The organism is Sulfitobacter sp. S190 (genome assembly GCF_025141935.1).
Taxonomy (GTDB): domain Bacteria; phylum Pseudomonadota; class Alphaproteobacteria; order Rhodobacterales; family Rhodobacteraceae; genus Sulfitobacter.
Genome location: NZ_CP081120.1, coordinates 2,700,836 through 2,713,815 on the forward strand (window position 1 = coordinate 2,700,836; position 12,980 = coordinate 2,713,815).

At 63.3% G+C, this 12,980-nt stretch carries 13 protein-coding genes; 8 read left to right on the forward strand and 5 right to left on the reverse strand.

The features are described 5' to 3' along the window. The 8 genes from K3756_RS13560 (at nucleotide 1) to lpdA (ending at nucleotide 8,754) form a co-directional block, all read left to right on the forward strand. Nucleotides 1–429, forward strand: a complete 429-nt coding sequence (locus K3756_RS13560) for a hypothetical protein (RefSeq protein WP_259988236.1) — start codon at nucleotides 1–3, stop codon at nucleotides 427–429. Between the two features lie 67 nt (nucleotides 430–496). Beyond that, nucleotides 497–1,384, forward strand: a complete 888-nt coding sequence (gene sucD, locus K3756_RS13565; RefSeq protein WP_259988239.1) for a succinate--CoA ligase subunit alpha — start codon at nucleotides 497–499, stop codon at nucleotides 1,382–1,384. Between the two features lie 294 nt (nucleotides 1,385–1,678). Continuing rightward, nucleotides 1,679–4,633, forward strand: a complete 2,955-nt coding sequence (locus K3756_RS13570) for a 2-oxoglutarate dehydrogenase E1 component (protein ID WP_259988240.1) — start codon at nucleotides 1,679–1,681, stop codon at nucleotides 4,631–4,633. 4 nt (nucleotides 4,634–4,637) lie between these two features. After that, nucleotides 4,638–6,185 carry a 2-oxoglutarate dehydrogenase complex dihydrolipoyllysine-residue succinyltransferase gene (odhB, locus tag K3756_RS13575; protein WP_259988242.1) on the forward strand — a complete coding sequence of 516 codons (1,548 nt, stop codon included), beginning with the start codon at nucleotides 4,638–4,640 and terminating at the stop codon, nucleotides 6,183–6,185. 54 nt (nucleotides 6,186–6,239) lie between these two features. Next, complete coding sequence (locus tag K3756_RS13580; protein ID WP_259988244.1) at nucleotides 6,240–6,623, forward strand: MAPEG family protein; 384 nt, start codon at nucleotides 6,240–6,242, stop codon at nucleotides 6,621–6,623. Between the two features lie 12 nt (nucleotides 6,624–6,635). Continuing rightward, nucleotides 6,636–6,899, forward strand: a complete 264-nt coding sequence (locus tag K3756_RS13585) for a hypothetical protein (protein WP_259988246.1) — start codon at nucleotides 6,636–6,638, stop codon at nucleotides 6,897–6,899. Continuing rightward, nucleotides 6,899–7,294: an MAPEG family protein gene (locus K3756_RS13590; protein WP_259988248.1), complete on the forward strand. Its 396-nt coding sequence runs from the start codon at nucleotides 6,899–6,901 to the stop codon at nucleotides 7,292–7,294. Before K3756_RS13585 ends, K3756_RS13590 begins: the two co-directional genes overlap by 1 nt. Before the next feature lie 71 nt (nucleotides 7,295–7,365). After that, nucleotides 7,366–8,754: a dihydrolipoyl dehydrogenase gene (gene lpdA, locus K3756_RS13595; protein ID WP_259988250.1), complete on the forward strand. Its 1,389-nt coding sequence runs from the start codon at nucleotides 7,366–7,368 to the stop codon at nucleotides 8,752–8,754. A 55-nt stretch (nucleotides 8,755–8,809) separates the two neighbouring features. Here lpdA and K3756_RS13600 read toward each other — a convergent pair whose 3' ends face one another. The 5 genes from K3756_RS13600 to K3756_RS13620 all read right to left on the reverse strand — a co-directional run bounded on the left by K3756_RS13600 (nucleotide 8,810) and on the right by K3756_RS13620 (nucleotide 12,855). Next, complete coding sequence (locus K3756_RS13600; protein WP_259988252.1) at nucleotides 8,810–9,874, reverse strand: sterol desaturase family protein; 1,065 nt, start codon at nucleotides 9,872–9,874, stop codon at nucleotides 8,810–8,812. Between the two features lie 69 nt (nucleotides 9,875–9,943). Continuing rightward, on the reverse strand, nucleotides 9,944–10,549 hold the full coding sequence (locus K3756_RS13605; protein WP_259993564.1) for a pyridoxamine 5'-phosphate oxidase family protein: 606 nt from the start codon (nucleotides 10,547–10,549) through the stop codon (nucleotides 9,944–9,946). After that, a complete protein-coding gene (locus K3756_RS13610; RefSeq protein WP_259988254.1) occupies nucleotides 10,536–11,276 on the reverse strand; it encodes a 1-acyl-sn-glycerol-3-phosphate acyltransferase in 741 nt (246 codons plus the stop codon). The genes K3756_RS13605 and K3756_RS13610 overlap by 14 nt, the downstream gene beginning before the upstream one ends. After that, entirely contained in the window at nucleotides 11,273–12,181 is a 909-nt protein-coding gene (locus K3756_RS13615) for an ABC transporter permease (RefSeq protein ID WP_259988256.1), read from the reverse strand. The genes K3756_RS13610 and K3756_RS13615 overlap by 4 nt, the downstream gene beginning before the upstream one ends. Continuing rightward, nucleotides 12,178–12,855 carry a cell division ATP-binding protein FtsE gene (locus K3756_RS13620; protein WP_259988258.1) on the reverse strand — a complete coding sequence of 226 codons (678 nt, stop codon included), beginning with the start codon at nucleotides 12,853–12,855 and terminating at the stop codon, nucleotides 12,178–12,180. Before K3756_RS13620 ends, K3756_RS13615 begins: the two co-directional genes overlap by 4 nt. Nucleotides 12,856–12,980 lie beyond the last annotated feature (125 nt).

Consider the following 12,980-nt stretch of genomic DNA (forward strand, 5'->3'; position numbering starts at 1 on the left):
ATGATCAACCGCCTTCTTCTGTGCCTGCCCGCCCTCGCGCTCGCCGCCTGTGGCCCGACCGATCTCGAGGTGCGCAAGGGGCCGCAAGCGGTGCACCCCTCCGCGGCCGCGAAACCCCTGACGCAACCGGTACCTGCCGCTGCCGCCGGTGACCCCGTGGCAATCGCCAAGCCCTATTTCGAGGAATTCTGCGTCACGCCCCCCGACACCGCCGCACGCCGTGCCGCGATCGCGGCATCCGGCCGTTTCGGCATGCCACAAACCTACAAGACCAGCTTTTCCACCTACACCTCCTACCCCATCCTCGGCGTCGACCGGGCGAGCATCACGCTCGTCCAGGGGGCCGGCACCGGCCTGATCTGCAGCGTCGGCGTCCGAAACAAGGGCCCGTCGCTTTTCGACGATGGCAGAATAACCATCTCCTCCTGACGGGGGACAAAACAACGCACGGCGGCGCCATCCCAGCCCGCCCCGAAGACAACAAAAAGGAAGACCAATGGCCGTACTCGTAGATGAAAACACCAAAGTGATCTGTCAGGGCCTCACCGGCTCGCAGGGCACGTTCCACACCGAACAGGCCATCGCCTATGGCACCAAGATGGTCGGCGGCGTGACACCGGGCAAAGGCGGGCAAACCCATCTGGATCTGCCGGTCTTCAACTCCGTGCACGAAGCCATGCACGTGACCGAAGCGAATGCTTCCGTCATCTACGTGCCGCCCCCCTTTGCGGCGGATTCGATCCTCGAAGCGATCGATGCGGAAATGGAGCTGATCGTGTGCATCACCGAAGGCATTCCGGTGCTTGACATGATGCGCGTCCAGCGCGCCCTCGAAGGGTCGAAATCGCGGCTCATCGGGCCAAACTGCCCCGGTGTCATCACGCCCGATGCCTGCAAAATCGGCATCATGCCCGGCCACATCCACAAACGCGGCACCTGCGGGGTTGTCTCGCGCTCGGGCACGCTTACTTACGAGGCCGTGAAACAGACCACCGATCTCGGCTACGGCCAATCGTCGGCCGTGGGCATCGGCGGCGACCCCATCAAGGGGACCGAACACATTGACGTGCTGGAAATGTTCCTTGCCGATGACGAGACCCAGAGCATCATCATGATCGGTGAAATCGGCGGCACCGCCGAAGAAGAAGCGGCACAATTCCTCGCCGACGAGAAGAAAGCAGGCCGCTGGAAGCCCACCGCGGGCTTCATCGCGGGCCGCACCGCCCCTCCCGGCCGCCGCATGGGCCACGCGGGCGCCATCGTCGCGGGCGGCAAGGGCGACGCCGAAAGCAAGATCGAAGCCATGCGCGAAGCAGGCATCGTCGTCGCCGACAGCCCCGCCACGCTGGGCGAGGCCGTGAAAGAGGCGATCGAGAAGGGTTAGTCGTGACGCTGCGCTCGGATATTGCCACGAAGGGCATTCCCCGACCGAGGGTGGGGAAGAATTCCCCGCCCATGGGGGCGGTCGGGGAATGCCCGGCCTTCGTCCGGGCGAACAGCGTCAAGAGATGGCCCGTCTTGCACTTGGACACGGGCGTAAGTCTCTCCGCGTCTGAAGCCGACGCAGCTAAAGACCTGAATTTTGCCTCAGCGTCCGCAACCGCCCGATCCGGCATAGATCTCGCCGGATCGGGCAACTCGTTGATCAACTGCCGCTAAACTCCCACTGGAGAATGCCATGACCGACCACCCAGCCAACGACCAGTTCCACGCCTCTTCCTTCATGCAGGGGCACAACGCGGAATACCTCGAACAGATGTACGCCCGCTACGCCAACGATCCTTCGGCGGTCGACGAAAGCTGGCAGGAATTCTTCCGCCAGCTGGGTGACGAGGAAAAACAGGTCAAGGCCGAGGCCGATGGCCCGAGCTGGGCGCGGTCCGACTGGCCCCCCGTTCCGGGCGATGACCTGACGGCGGCGCTGACCGGGGAATGGCCGGTCGAGGCAAAGGCCGCGGGCGGCAAGATCGCCGAGAAAGCCAAGACGCAAGGCGTCGAGGTCAGTGACGACCAGATCAAACGCGCCGTGCTGGACAGCATCCGCGCGCTGATGATCATCCGCGCCTACCGCATCCGCGGGCATCTTGCGGCCGACCTCGACCCGCTGGGCATGCGCGAAATGCAGACCCACGCCGAACTTGACCCGAAAACCTACGGCTTTGCCGAAGCGGACATGGACCGCCCCATCTTCATCGACAACGTGCTGGGGCTCGAAATCGCGACGATGCGCCAGATCTTGGGCATCCTGAAATCGACCTACTGCGGGACCTTCGCGCTGCAATACATGCACATCTCCAACCCCGAAGAGGCCGGCTGGCTCAAGGAACGGATCGAAGGCTACGGCAAGGAAATCCAGTTCACGAAACAGGGCCGCAAGGCGATCCTGAACAAGCTGGTCGAGGCCGAAGGTTTCGAGAAATTCCTGCACGTCAAATACATGGGCACCAAACGCTTCGGGCTCGACGGCGGCGAGTCGCTGATCCCCGCGATGGAGCAGATCATCAAGCGTGGCGGCACGCTGGGCCTGCGCGATATCGTCATCGGCATGCCGCACCGCGGTCGCCTGTCTGTGCTCGCCAACGTGATGCAGAAACCCTACAAGGCGATTTTCAACGAATTCCAGGGCGGCAGCTTCAAACCCGAAGATGTCGACGGATCGGGTGATGTCAAATACCACCTCGGGGCCTCCTCGGACCGCGATTTTGACGGCAACACGGTGCACCTCAGCCTCACGGCCAACCCCTCCCACCTCGAAGCGGTGAACCCCGTGGTGCTGGGCAAGGCGCGCGCCAAGCAGGACCAGCTGGGCGACAGCGACCGCACCGCGGTCATGCCGCTGTTGCTGCACGGTGATGCGGCCTTTGCGGGTCAGGGCGTCGTGGCGGAATGTTTCGCGCTTTCGGGGCTGCGCGGTCACAAGACCGGCGGCACGATGCACATCGTCGTCAACAACCAGATCGGCTTTACCACCGCACCGCATTTCTCGCGCTCCTCGCCCTATCCCACCGACAACGCGCTGGTGGTCGAAGCGCCGATCTTCCACGTCAACGGCGACGATCCGGAGGCGGTCGTGCACGCCGCCAAAGTGGCGACCGAATTCCGCCAGAAGTTCCACAAGGACGTGGTGATCGACCTGATCTGCTACCGCCGCTTCGGGCACAACGAAGGCGACGAGCCGATGTTCACCAACCCGGTGATGTACAAGAAGATCAAGAAACAGAAGACCACCCTGACGCTCTATACCGATCGTCTGGTCAAGGACGGGCTGATCCCCGAGGGCGAAATCGAGGACATGAAGGCCCAGTTCCAGGCCCGCATGAACGATGAATTCGAGGCCGGTAAGGACTACAAACCCAACAAGGCCGACTGGCTGGATGGCAAGTGGTCGCATCTGGACAAAAACGGCGACCAGTACCAGCGCGGTGCCACCGCCATCAAACCCGAAACCATGACCGAAGTGGGCAACGCCCTCAGCAAGGTCCCCGAAGGCTATCCGATCCACAAAACCGTGGGCCGCCTGATGGACGCCAAGGCCAAGATGTTCGAAAGCGGCACAGGGTTCGACTGGGCCACCGCCGAGGCGCTGGCCTTCGGCTCGCTGCTAACCGAAGGGTACAAGGTCCGCCTGTCAGGGCAGGACAGCACCCGCGGCACGTTCAGCCAACGCCATTCCGCGCTGATCAATCAGGAAACCGAGGAACGCTACTACCCGCTCAACAACATCCGCGCGGGTCAGGCCGAATACGAAGTCATCGACAGCATGCTGTCGGAATACGCGGTTTTGGGTTTCGAATACGGCTATTCGCTGGCGGAGCCCAACGCGCTGACCCTGTGGGAAGCCCAGTTCGGCGATTTCGCCAACGGCGCGCAGATCATGTTCGACCAGTTCATTTCCTCGGGCGAAAGCAAATGGCTGCGCATGTCGGGGCTCGTGTGCCTGATGCCGCACGGCTACGAAGGTCAGGGGCCCGAGCACTCCTCCGCACGGCTCGAACGCTTCCTGACCATGTGCGGCGGCGACAACTGGATCGTGGCCAACTGCACCACACCGGCCAACTACTTCCACATCCTGCGCCGCCAGCTGCACCGCGACTACCGCAAACCGCTGATGCTGATGACGCCCAAATCGCTGCTGCGCCACAAACTCGCCGTGTCCACGGCCGAGGAATTCCAGACCGGCAGCAGCTTCCACCGGGTGCTGTGGGACGACGCGCAGCAGGGCAACTCCGACACCAAGCTCGTGGCCGACGACAAGATCAAGCGCGTGGTCATGTGTTCGGGCAAGGTCTATTACGATCTGCTCGAGGAACGCGACGAGCGCGGCATCGACGATGTCTACCTGATGCGGTTCGAACAGTTCTATCCCTTCCCCGCCCAATCCGCGGTCAAGGAGCTGGAGCGGTTCAAGAACGCCGAGATGGTCTGGTGCCAGGAAGAACCGAAAAACCAGGGCGCGTGGAATTTCATCGAGCCCAACATCGAATGGGTGCTGGGCCGTATCGGCGCCAAACACACCCGCCCCGACTATGCAGGCCGCGCCACGGCCGCCTCGCCCGCCACGGGCCTGGCATCGCAGCACAAAGCACAACAAGCCGCGCTCGTGAATGACGCGCTCACAATCAAAGGATCCTGACCCCATGAGTAGCGAAGTCCGCGTGCCCACACTGGGCGAATCCGTCACCGAAGCCACGGTGGCCACATGGTTCAAACAACCCGGCGACAGCGTTGCCGTCGACGAAATGCTCTGCGAGCTGGAAACCGACAAGGTCACCGTCGAAGTGCCCAGCCCCGTGGCAGGCACCCTGCAGGATATCGTCGCCGCCGAAGGCGAAACCGTCGGCGTCGATGCGCTGCTGGCCACCGTGTCCGAAAGCGCCTCCGGCTCTGACGATGCACCCAAACCGGCCAAGCAGGCCAAGGAAGACAAGAAAGAGGCCCCCGCCGCCGACACCTCCGGCGACACGGGCGGCGGTGCGTCCGTTGACGTGATGGTTCCCACCTTGGGCGAAAGCGTCACCGAAGCGACCGTCAGCACGTGGTTCAAGAAGGTCGGCGATACCGTCGCGCAGGACGAAATGCTGTGCGAGCTTGAAACAGACAAGGTCTCCGTCGAAGTGCCCGCGCCCGCCGCAGGCACGCTCACGGAAATCCTCGCCGAGGAAGGCAGCACCGTGGAGGCCTCCGCCAAACTCGCCGTGATCGCATCGGGGTCCGGCGCTGCCGCCTCCGCCCCCGCCAGCGAAGAGGCCCCCGCCCCCGCCGCCGCGGCATCTGACAGCGCGGGCAAGGACGTCGAAGACGCGCCGTCCGCCAAAAAAGCCATGGCCGAAGCCGGCATCAGCCGCGATCAGGTGACCGGCTCGGGCCGCGATGGCCGGGTCATGAAAGAGGACGTGGCAAAGGCGCTCGAAGCGGGCAAATCCGCCCCCGCCGCCGCGTCGCAACCGGTCAGCGCACCGCGCGCGCCCGTCACCGCCGATGACGCCAGCCGCGAAGAACGGGTCAAGATGACGCGCCTGCGCCAGACCATCGCCAAGCGCCTCAAGGACAGCCAGAACACCGCCGCGATGCTCACCACCTACAACGAGGTCGACATGACCGAGGTGATGGCCCTGCGCAACGAATACAAAGACCTGTTCCTGAAAAAGCATGGCGTGAAACTGGGCTTCATGTCCTTCTTCACCAAGGCCTGCTGCCACGCCCTGCGCGAAGTGCCCGAGGTCAACGCCGAAATCGACGGCACCGACATCGTGTACAAGAACTTCGTGCACATGGGGATCGCCGCGGGCACGCCCACGGGTCTCGTGGTGCCGGTCATCCGTGACGCGGATTCCATGTCCTTTGCCGATATCGAAAAGGCGATCGCCGAAAAAGGCGCCAAGGCGCGCGACGGCAAACTGTCGATGGCCGAAATGCAGGGCGGTACCTTCACCATCTCCAACGGTGGTGTCTACGGCTCGCTCATGTCCTCGCCCATCCTCAACCCGCCGCAGTCGGGCATCCTCGGTATGCACAAGATCCAGGACCGGCCCATGGCCATCGGCGGCGAAGTCGTCATCCGCCCGATGATGTACCTCGCGCTCAGCTACGATCACCGCATCGTCGACGGCAAAGGCGCCGTGACCTTCCTCGTGCGCGTGAAAGAAGCCCTCGAAGATCCCCGCCGTCTGCTGATGGACCTGTAATATCACCGGGGCGGGGGCACCCCCCCGCGCCCCGCTTTCCAAAAGGCACTGCCCATGACCGAACCCCAAGCTCTCATCGCCTACGCGCTTCTGGTGCTGCTGACCATCGTCTGGCAGGCCACCGGTGCGCTGGGGCAATTCGGCATCACCTACCTGATGTCCGCCCGCGACGAAGGGCGCGTGGCCACCGGCGTATCGGGCCGTGTGGAACGCGCAATGGGCAATTCGATCACCGCGATGGTGCTCTTTGCCCCCGCCGTGCTGCTGATCGTGGCGCTGGATGCCTCGACCCCCGCAAGCCGCCTCGCCGCCATCGCGTTCCTGATCGCGCGCATCGTCTATCTGCCCGCCTACGCGTTTGGCATCAAAGGGCTGCGCTCGCTGGCGTGGACGGTCGGTTTCGTGGCGACGGTCTCGCTCTACCTCGTCGCGCTTTGAAAGGGATAGCCCATGCAACTGATCTGCCATTTCACCGTTTCGGACTTTGACCGCTGGCGCAGCGCGTGGGACGCCGATCACGAAGCCCGCACGCAAGCTGGGCTGACGGTGCTGCAACTGTGGCGCGGGCCCGATGACGGCACCCGCGCGCATGCGCTGCTGTCGGTGAACAACCGCGCCCACGCACAGGCCTGGATCGATCGCTCCGACGCGCTCAGCGGCGATGACGCGGGCACCGTGTCAGACAGCAGCTACCATTTCGTGACCACCGCCTGATGACCCCGGAACTCACCGCGCTGGCACTGGCTGCCTTGCTGCAATATGCGCAATTCGTGGCCTACGCCGTCCCCGCCAACCGCGATCTGGGGCCGGGCTACACGTCGTCGGCGCGCGACCGCCCCCCCTCGCGTGACATGGCGCCGGTCACCGCCCGTCTGGGCCGCGCCTTCGACAACCACTTCGAAGCGCTGATCCTGTTTGCCATCGCCGTCGGTGTGATCCAGATGTCGGGCCAGAACAGCGCGCTCACCGCCGCCTGCGCCTGGGTCTATCTGGCTGCGCGGCTGTGCTACATCCCCGCCTACGCCTACGGTCTGCGCCCCTGGCGGTCGCTGATCTGGATGGTAGGTTTTGGCGCCACACTGATTATATTGGTGTCGGCGCTGTTATGACGACGCCGTGCACGGGCTGTGTACAGGTTGTGCACAGTGTGTGACACGCGAATTTGCCCAAGGAGACTTCCATGTCGAGCTATGATGTCATCGTTATCGGATCCGGCCCCGGCGGCTATGTATCCGCCATCCGCTGTGCCCAGCTGGGCCTGAAAACCGCCTGCGTCGAAGGGCGCGACACGCTCGGCGGCACCTGCCTCAACGTGGGCTGTATCCCCTCCAAGGCACTGCTGCACGCCAGCCATATGCTGCACGAGGCCGAACATAATTTTGCGGAAATGGGTCTCAAGGGCAAAAGCCCCTCGGTCGACTGGCCGCAGATGCAGAAATACAAGCAGTCCACCATCGACACAAACACCAAGGGCATCGAATTTCTTTTCAAAAAGAACAAGATAGACTGGATCAAGGGCTGGGCCACCATCCCGGAGGCAGGCCGCGTGAAGGTCGGCGATGACGTGCATGAGGCCAAGAACATCATCATCGCGACGGGCTCCGAACCCGCGTCCTTGCCCGGTGTCGAGGTCGACGAGAAAACGGTGGTCAGCTCCACCGGCGCGCTTGAACTCAACAAGGTGCCCAAGAAAATGGTCGTCATCGGCGCGGGCGTCATCGGGCTCGAGCTTGGCTCCGTCTATGCCCGTCTCGGCGCCGAGGTGACGGTCGTTGAATTCCTCGACCACATCACCCCCGGCATGGACGCCGAAGTTTCCAAGACCTTCCAGAAAATGCTAAAGAAACAGGGTCTTACATTCGTCATGGGCGCTGCGGTGCAAAAGACCGAAACCGCACGCGGCAAGGCCAAGATCACCTACAAACTGCGCAAAGACGACAGCGAACACGTGCTGGACGCCGACGCGGTGTTGCTCGCGACGGGGCGCAAACCCTTTGTGGACGGACTGGGCGTTAACGATTTGGGCATGCAAATGACCGATCGTGGCCAGATACAGGTCAACGACAAATGGCAGACCTCGGTGCCCGGCATCTACGCCATCGGCGACGTGATCGAGGGGCCGATGCTGGCCCACAAGGCCGAAGACGAAGGCATGGCCGCCGCCGAACAGATCGCGGGCCAGCACGGGCATGTGAATTACGGCGTCATTCCGGGTGTGATTTATACCCACCCGGAGGTCGCCAATGTCGGTGCCACCGAAGACAGCCTCAAAGCCGAGGGCCGCGCCTACAAGGTGGGCAAGTTTAGCTTTATGGGCAACGCGCGGGCCAAGGCGAATTTCGCGGGCGACGGCTTTGTCAAAATCCTCGCGGACAAGGAAACCGACCGCATTCTGGGGTGTCACATCATCGGCCCCGCTGCGGGCGATCTGATCCACGAGGTCTGCGTCGCGATGGAATTCGGCGCCTCCGCGCAGGATCTGGCCATGACCTGCCACGCGCATCCGACCTACTCCGAAGCCGTGCGCGAAGCCGCACTGGCCTGTGGGGACGGTCCGATCCACATGTGATCCGCAAGCGCGGTAAAGAAGTGCAAAGCGGGGGGCCTGTCCCCCCGTTTTTGCTTTATTCTGCAGGGGTTACCGCGGTTTGGTCGGGTGTTTCCGGCGCTGCCGCATCGCCCTTCGTGCGGGTGCCATTGGTCCAGTCGTATTTGCCTTGCAGATGCAGCCACGCGTCACGGAACGGCACAGCATAAAGCTCCCAAACCGTATTCAACTCGCCCTCGTTCTCGCCCCCGATGCCGAATTTCACGTCACGGTCGTCTTCGGGCATGTGGTAGGTGCCAAACAGCACATCCCAGAACGGGAACATGAAGGCGAAATTCTTGTCGATATGATCGGGGTGGCAGCTGTGATGCACATGGTGGTGCGCGGGCGACGGAAAGATCGCCGACCACCGGCCCGGCCAGCGCAGCCAGACATGACTGTGGCGCAGATTGTACCCCGACACGTTGAACAAGAAATTCATCAGCGGCACCCCCAGCAGGGTCGGCATGCTGGGCGTGAACCCGAACAGCCACGTGGCCCCGCCCATGACCGCCCCGTAGCCAAAGCTGATCACCACGATATAGACCAGATTGTCGATCGGATGCTCGCGGAAATTGGACACCGGGTGCATGACTTCGGCACTGTGGTGGACCTTGTGGAACTGCCACAACAGCGGTGACTTATGCTGCAGATAATGCAGGAAAAAACCCAGAAAATCCGCCACCAGCGCTGCCACGAGCATGAATGCGACAGCGGCACCCAGATCGGCCAGTGGCGGAATGGGATTGTCCAGCGCCGATACCATCAGCGACGTGCCCGTGATCCAGCGGTAGGACAGCGTTGTCGCCCAGGTGCCCAGCCCCAACAGCACGAAATGCCCCGTCATCCGGTGGAAAAAGAAATACCGCAGATCCAGCCAGGCCGAAGACTTGCTCCACACGCGTCTGGGAAAAAGGAAGCGCAAGAATGACCCGTCACGGTCCTCGCCGCGGCGCCTGAGCGCCAGATAGACCCCCAACGCAATCAACGCCGATGTCACCAGATACAGCGAAAATATCCGCATTTTGGGATCAAACGGCGCGGTCGCGACGACCTTGGCCTGCGCGCCCATTGCCATCAGGAAATCTGCAATCTGCTCCATGCTTGCACCTTCTGTTCTGCTTCATTGTTTCCATAACAGAAAAAGATGGCGAAATTCAGGCGGATTGACCTACCACATCGTCTTTGATGCGCGCGCGCCCCACGCCGCGTCATAGTCTGCGCCGCCTTCCGCACCAGCGCTGACCTCTGCGAGGATCTGGCCCACCGTCGGCAGATCAAGGGGCGCGGGGTCTCCGCTCCACGTGCCCGCCCGCATGAGGGCACGCGCACACTGGCTGTAAACCTCGTCAATCTCGATGATCGCCACGGTCGCGGGCTGTCGGCCCTTCTTTTCGAACCGCGCGCGCAATTCGGCGTCATCGGTCAGCCACGCGCGGCCATTAATCCGCACCACATTGTTGGACCCCGGCACGATGAACATCAGCGACACGCGCCCGTCCGCCACAATGTTGCGCAGGGTATCGAGCCGTTGATTGCCCCGCCAATCGGGCAGCGCCAGCGTTTTCGGGTCAAGCTCAAGTACCACAGGGCCATCGTCCCCGCGGGGGCTGCCGTCCGTGCCCTCGGGGCCGACGGTGCTCAGGACACACAGCCGCGATGCCATGATCCACTTGCGGTAAAGCGGCGTCAGATGATCCGCAACTTTCTCCAGCGATGCCGCCCCCGGCGTGCCGTAGAGCGCCTCCAGCGCCGCGATATCGTCAATCCTGCGCATATTCATCTGCAACACCGGTTTCTTCCAGCAGAGCGGTGGAGGCGGTTTCCACCTCGCGCTCCAGCCGCTCCATGAAGTCGGCTCGCGGTACACCCGGCGCAATGGGGTCGAGAAATTCCACGACCGCCACACCGGGCCTGCGGTAAAGCCCGCGGCGGGGCCAGAAGACGCCTGCGTTGGTGGCCACCGGATAACACGGCTGGTCGAGCTGTTCGTACAACACCGCAGTGCCAACCTTGTAGGGCGCGCTCAACCCCGGCCGCACCCGTGTCCCCTGGCTATAGATAACCAGCTGCCCCGGCTCGCGACGACCGGCCTCGACCTCGTCGACCATCTGCTGGATCGCCGCGCCCCGCTTGCCGCGGTCAACAAAGATCATTTCCATCTTGCGCACGTATTGGCCGAGAACAGGCGCCCAGCGCAGTTGGTTCTTCATGATGAATTTGGCCGCCGGCAGCGCGTTGTAGATCATCATGATGTCCAGAAACGACTGGTGCTTGGCGGCGACAAGCGCCTCCGTGGTGGGGGGCGTGCCCCGCACTTCGCAGCGCAGCCCGATCATCCAGCGTGCGCACCAGATCACGTAAGTCGCATAGGCCCGGCACCCCGCGTATGCCCCGCGTTTGGACACCATCGCCCAAGGCGCGTAGGCCAGTCCGATAATCGGCATCGCCAGGGTCGCATTGGTCGAAAACAGGATCGACCGGATCCATTGCAGGATATTCATGTCAGTTCTCCCAAGGTGCGGCGCGCGGCGGTACGGGTGGCGGCAAAGGCGACCAATGCCGCCAGCGGCGGCAGAACCAGTGGCAGCAGCCAGTGCCAGCCCTGAAACCCCAGACCGGTCAGAAAACTTGCCGCTTCATCGCCGCCACGCGGCAGCAACGTGACGGCAACCATGCCCAGCACCATGCCGATCGCCGCTCCGATCAGCGCGCGAATGGTAAAACGCCGGATGAAGGCCTGCGCGATATAATCGTCCGTCGCCCCCACGAGCCGCAGCACCGCGATGACCTGCGCGTTGGCGGAAAGTGCCGCGTTGGCCGCCAGCGTCACCATCACCGCCGTCACCGCCCCGATCAGCACGATCGCGACCCACCCCAACATCCGCAACCGCGAGGCCGCGCGCACCAGCGGCGCACGCCAGCGGCTGTGATCATCCAACACCGCGCCGGGGACTTCGGCCGCCAACCGCAGCCGCAGACCCGCTGTATCCATGCCGTCCGCAGTCTCGATCACCTCGATCAACTGGGGCACCGGCAAACTGTCGAGCGCGAGTTGCGCACCGAACCACGGGGCCAGCAACGCCTGTTGTTCCTCGTCGCTCAGGGCGCGGGCCGTGGCCACCCCGCCGGTGGTCTGCAAGATGCGCAGCGCAGCATCGGTCTGTGCCTGCTGCTGGTCTTCGGGTGCGGTGATGCGGATCGTGGCAGAACGGGCAAGCTCATCGCCCCACCGTTGCGCCAAACGCCCCGATGCCAGCGACAGCGCCAATGCAAACACCGCCAGAAACGCCATCGCACCTGCCGCAAAAAGCGTCAGCTGCGCCGTAAACCCCGAGGGCGGAACGACCCTGTCTGCCTGTCCGTCATGGGCAAGAAGACGGCGCAGGCTGTGGCGCACCCCCTTCACAGGTCCGCTCCGGCCAATTGGATGCGCCTGTTGGCAATGCGCAGAACCCGCGCCTGTACATGTGATTTCGTGGCACGGATCAGGCTCAGGTCATGCGTGGCCACAAGGACCGTCTTGCCCATGCGGTTCAGCTCGACCAGAAGCCGCAGCAACCGTTGCGACATGTCCCAATCGACGTTGCCAGTTGGTTCGTCCGCCAACACCACATCGGGCGACATGATGACAGCGCGGGCCAGCGCCGCGCGTTGCCGCTCGCCCCCCGAGAGTTCCGGCGGGGTGGCATTGGCCCGGTCGGTCAGACCGACCCAGTGCATCAGATCCTGCAGATCCTCGCCCAACGCTTCGCTGCTGCGCCCCGACACATGCAGCGGCAACGCGATGTTCTCGGCGACGGGCAAGTGATCCAGAAACCGGCAATCCTGATGCACGACGCCGACACGCCGCCGCACCATCGCCACGTCGTCTCGGTCCAGCGCACGCACGTCATTGCCAAACAACCGCACCTGCCCCGCGGTGGGCAACAACGCCCCGTAGCACAATTTCATCAGGGTGGTCTTGCCCGACCCAGACGGCCCTGTCAGAAAATGGAACGATCCCGCCGCCAGCTTGAGCGAGATATCCGACAGCAATTCTCCGCCGCCGTAACTATAGGCCACATTGTCCAGATCGATCACGCGCCGCCCCGTCCCCTTGTTTGGCCTGTTGTGCCTGAGCCGCGCTTGGGTTTCAATCCGCTACACAAACGCATTGGGCGCAGTTTGCACTTTTCGGGACGTGTCCTAGTACATATGCTATTCGT